The organism is Methyloceanibacter sp. (assembly GCF_051306395.1).
GTDB lineage: Bacteria > Pseudomonadota > Alphaproteobacteria > Rhizobiales > Methyloligellaceae > Methyloceanibacter.
The window spans coordinates 1-4,557 of the sequence record NZ_JBPPND010000180.1 but is presented as its reverse complement, the minus strand read 5'-3'; the positions used below and the strand labels follow the sequence as shown (position 1 = coordinate 4,557).

Sequence of the window (4,557 nt, the reverse complement as noted above, 5' to 3'; positions counted from 1 at the left end):
TGCCATTTTGCTCACGCCGGCTCTCCGCGCGGGCGGCCTGGCGATTGACAGGATTCACGCTTTCCAAGGTTTCTGACACGGGACTCCAAGCGATTGATTGCTGGGGATCAGGCCCTTCGCTAATACAGGATCATGGTTGGAAGCGAAAGCCGGTACCAGGCCTTTCTCGACACGCTCGGGCAGGACTGTTTGCGGCGGGAGCTGACGGGGGTGGCCGCGGGCAATGCGCGCCACCTTCGGGTCGGCGGCCGCACTTACGTCAATCTCGCCAGCAACGACTATCTGGCATTGCGCTTCCATGAGGCGCTGATCGGCCGGGCGCGGGAGTGGGCCGAGAGATATGGCACAGGCTCCGGCGCCTCGCGCCTCGTCACCGGCAATCTCGATCTCTTCGCTCCCATCGAGGCGAAGGTCGCTAGCTTGAAGGACAAGCCAGCGGCGCTTCTCATGGCGTCCGGCTTCCAGGCGAATGCGGCGACCTTGCAGGCGCTGTTCGATCGAAGCGTGCTCGGCGCCGAGCCGCTCGTCTTCGCCGACCGCTTGAACCACGCCAGCATGCATTTCGGCTGCAAGGCGGCAGGTGTCCGCCAGATCAGATACCGGCACGGCGACGCTGGCCATCTCGCCGAGCTTTTGACTCCGTATCAATCAGATAGCCGCCCGAAATTCATCCTCACCGAGAGCGTGTTCTCCATGGATGGCGACGTCGCTCCGGTGCCTGAGATAGCGGCGCTCGCCCGCGCCCATGACGCGATGCTGATCGTGGATGACGCGCATGCCACCGGTATTCTGGGTGAGGGGGGGAGCGGCCTCTCCGGCGGGGCTGACATCGTGATCGGCACCTTCTCCAAAGCGCTCGGCAGCTTCGGCGCCTACGTCGCCTGCTCGGAAGGCATACGCGACTATCTCGTCAACCGCTGTAGCGGCTTGATCTACTCCACCGCGCTGCCGCCGCCCGTGCTCGGCACCATCGACGCGGCGCTCGATCTCGTGCCGGACCTTGAGGGCGCCCGCGCCCATGTTGCCGGTCTCGCCGCGCGCTTCCGCGAGGAGGCGGGCGCGCTCGGCTACGACACGGGCGCGTCATCCACGCAAATCGTCCCGGTGATCGCCGGGACGGCGGATGCGGCGCTTCAATTGAGCGCCAAGCTCCGCGAGGCGGGGTTCTGGGCAACGGCCATCAGGCCCCCGACCGTGCAGCAAGGGGCCGCCCGCGTGCGCCTTGCCTTCACCGCCGCCCACACGGAAGCGGACATGGACCACCTGTGCGTGGCGCTGGGGCACGGCGCGCACTCCGCGCCTAAGGCCGCGTCGGCCTGATGCATTTCGTTTTCGTCCATGGCTGGGGCTTCAATGCCGGCGTCTGGGCCGACATGGGGGCTTATCTCCCGGTGTCCGCGATCACCCTGATCGATCTCGGCTTCGTCGCGGGTGGTCCCGCCAGCCACGAGGACTGGCCAGATGATGCCATCGCCGTGGGCCATTCGCTCGGCCTCATGTGGCTCCTGAAAGAGGGAAAGGGCAGCTTTAAGGGCCTCGTCTCCATCCAGGGCTTCGATCGTTTCAGCCCCCATGTGCCGGAGGGCCGCGTCGCTGCCCTCAAGCGCGGGCTCGCCCGCGACCCTGGCGGCACGATGGCCGCGTTCTGGCGCTCTTGCGGCGCTCCGGATTTCGCGCCCACGGAGGCGCTGAATGTCGCACGGCTCGATGAGGGCCTCGATTGGCTGATGCATTGGGATGCGGAGGCCGCTAAGAAAAGGCTGCAATGTCCGATCCTTACCCTCGCCGCCCGAGACGACGTGATCGTTCCTCCTGCCATGTCCGAGGCCGTATGGGGGACGGAGAATATCGTCTGGTCGCCCGATGGCGGCCATATCCTGCCTTTGAGGCACCCCGACTGGTGCGCCCGTCATGTCCTTGAATTCGCCAATTCTGTCCCGTCGTAGCGCCGAGATCGCGGCGCGCTTCGGCGCGCAAGCAGCCGGCTACGAGGACCATGCTGGCTTACAGAGGGATGTGGCGCGGAGGCTGGCGGCGTTGCTGCCGGACCTGAAGGCGCCGCGGGTGCTGGAGCTCGGCTGCGGCACGGGGCTCCTCAGCCGTCATCTCGTCGCGCGCTATCCGGACGGCGACTTCGTGCTCACCGATGCGGCACCGGCCATGATCGGCGAGTGCCGCCGCAACCTCGCACGAACGCGCGCGCGCGTGACCTATGAGGTCATGGATGCGGGCGCGGCGGGCGGCCATGACGATCTCGATCTCATCGTCACCAGCATGACGCTGCATTGGCTGAGAGATCCTGTCGCCACCCTCGAACGCTTGCGCGCACTTCTGGCGCCGGGGGGCGTCCTGCTCTTCGCCACGCTCGGACCTGACAGCTTCGCCGAATGGCGGACCGTGCTTGCCACGGAGGGCTTGCCGAGCGGCATCCCCGATCTCCCTGCGATTCCCGGTGTGGTCGAGGAAGAGCATCTAACGCCTGACAATGATTCGCTTTCCTTTCTGCGCAGGATGAAGGCGGTCGGCGGGCTGACGCCGCGGGAGGGCTATGCGCCGCTTACCCCCGGTGCGCTGCGCCGCGCGATCCGCGCCACAAATGAACGCTTCGGCGGGCGCCTCACCTGGCACATCGTCTACGGGCGGTTAGAGCGCACCTGAGGCAAGTTGATCGAGACCCTCGATCATGCCCGCATAGGCGCGGGAGAGTTCCTCGTCTGTGATGCAGTAGGGCGGCATCAGATAGACCGCCGACCCGATCGGCCTGATGTTGAAGCCGTGGGCCAGATACCAGGCCCTGAGCTTGCGGCTTGCCTCGGATTGGTATTGCCCGCCTTCCTGAACTTCGAAAGCCAGCACATCGCCGAGCACACGCGGCTTCGACACGTCCGCGCGCGCCGCCAGCACGTCGAGCATGGTCCGATGCCGCGCATTGATCTCTCCGATGCGCGCCATGGTCTGCTCTTCTTCGTAGAGACCGAGCGCGGTGAGCGCGACGGCGCAAGCCAGCGGATTGGCGGTGAACGAGTGGCCATGCGGCAGCGCCCGGTCGAAGTTGTGCCCGAGGAACATGTCGAACAGCCGGTCTCGCGCCACCGTGGCCGCGAGCGGCATGTAGCCGCCGGTGAGTCCTTTGGAGAGGCAGACGAGGTCCGGCACCACGCCGGCCTGCTCCAGCGCGAACAGCGTGCCGGTGCGCCCGAACCCGGTTGCGACCTCATCGAAAATAACAATGACTCCAGCGCTTTGCGCCATCTCGACGAGACGCTTGAGAAAGCTTGGACGGCAGAAGCGGATGCCCGCCGAGCCTTGCATCAAGGGCTCGATGATTAGCGCCGCGACGGCCTGCTTATGATCTGCAAGGAGCGATTCGAACGCCGATAGCGCGCCCGCCTCCCGCTCGTCCGCCGCGTCGTCGCCCCCGAACGTGGCCGGGAAGGGCAGCACCCGGACCCGGCACATGAGGTCCTTGAAGGCGCCGAACATCTGCGAGCCGCGCCCGACCGACATGGCGCCCAACGTGTCGCCGTGATAGCCGCCGTCGAAGGCGACGAGCAGGCGCCGCCGTGGCTCGCCGCGATTGATCCAGGACTGGTATGCGATTTTGATCGCCACTTCGACCGAGGTCGAGCCGTCGTCTGAGAAGAACACGCGATTGAGGTCGCCGGGAAGAAGGCCGGCGAGCATCTCAGCGAGATCGACCGCGGGCGCGTGGGTGAAGCCCGCGAACATCACGTGCTCCATCAGCGCGGCCTGACGCGCGAGCGCCGCGTTGATCTTGGGATGGGCGTGACCGTGGGTGCAGGTCCACCACGAGGAGATCAGATCGAGGATCTCGCGACCCTCCGCATCGAATAGCGACGCGCCTTTGGCCCGCGTGATGACGGTCGGTTCCACCTCCGTCCCGTGCTGGGTGTAGGGGTGCCAGACATAGCGCTTGTCGCGCGCGATCACGTCGGATGCGGGCAAGCTCTGCTTTCCGTTCGCGCTGTCGTTCACGGTCTCACCGTTGCGAGTTTCAGGAGATCGAGTTCGGGTTCGATGGCTTTGAGCGCCGCGCGGTCGACGGTCTCGAGCCAGGGAATCTCGGCGATAACTTCGATTTGTCCGTAGCGTTCGATTGCGGCGCGGTTGTGCGGCGTCTCTGGACCGGTGATGACGACACCCGCGAGCGGCAGGCCGCGCCGCCTGATCGCTTCGATGGAGAGCAGTGTGTGGTTGATGGTGCCGAGGGTGGAGCGCGCGACGAGGACAATTGGCAGATCGAGCTCCGCCGCGAGATCGATCACATAGGCAGCCTCGGTGAGCGGCACCATGAGCCCCCCCGCGCCCTCAACGATGACGAGCCCGTCGCTTGGCGGCAGCGCCAGCTTCTGCATATCGAGGGCTACGCCGGCGCGCCGGGCAGCCTCATGAGGCGCCATGGCCTCGGGCAAAAGGTAGGCTTCCGGTAAGATGCGCCCCACCGGGAGATCGGCAAGACGCTGCACCGTGGCCGAGTCGGTCGGGGGCTCCGCCCCCGCCTGCACCGGCTTCCAATAGGAGCCATCGAGATGGATC

5 protein-coding genes are annotated in these 4,557 nt (G+C 66.2%); 3 read left to right on the top strand and 2 right to left on the bottom strand.

Translation table 11 applies throughout. The annotated features are described in order from the left end of the window. Positions 1–132: 132 nt before the first annotated feature. Genes ACSLE4_RS09495 through ACSLE4_RS09485 form a run of 3 tightly spaced genes read left to right on the top strand, consistent with a single transcriptional unit; the run spans position 133 to position 2,658 of the window. Positions 133–1,320: an aminotransferase class I/II-fold pyridoxal phosphate-dependent enzyme gene (locus ACSLE4_RS09495; protein ID WP_435904220.1), complete on the top strand. Its 1,188-nt coding sequence runs from the start codon at positions 133–135 to the stop codon at positions 1,318–1,320. Further along, entirely contained in the window at positions 1,320–1,946 is a 627-nt protein-coding gene (locus ACSLE4_RS09490) for an alpha/beta fold hydrolase (RefSeq protein WP_435904219.1), read from the top strand. Before ACSLE4_RS09495 ends, ACSLE4_RS09490 begins: the two co-directional genes overlap by 1 nt. Further along, positions 1,912–2,658, top strand: a complete 747-nt coding sequence (locus ACSLE4_RS09485; RefSeq protein WP_435904218.1) for a methyltransferase — start codon at positions 1,912–1,914, stop codon at positions 2,656–2,658. The genes ACSLE4_RS09490 and ACSLE4_RS09485 overlap by 35 nt, the downstream gene beginning before the upstream one ends. On the opposite strand, the gene bioA is transcribed toward ACSLE4_RS09485, so the two are convergent. Further along, a complete protein-coding gene (bioA, locus tag ACSLE4_RS09480) occupies positions 2,644–3,996 on the bottom strand; it encodes an adenosylmethionine--8-amino-7-oxononanoate transaminase (protein ID WP_435904217.1) in 1,353 nt (450 codons plus the stop codon). The two genes, ACSLE4_RS09485 and bioA, sit on opposite strands and share 15 nt — an antisense overlap. Next, on the bottom strand, positions 3,993–4,557 hold a 565-nt coding region (bioD, locus tag ACSLE4_RS09475; protein WP_435904216.1), incomplete at its 5' end, for a dethiobiotin synthase. The genes bioA and bioD, both read right to left, overlap by 4 nt.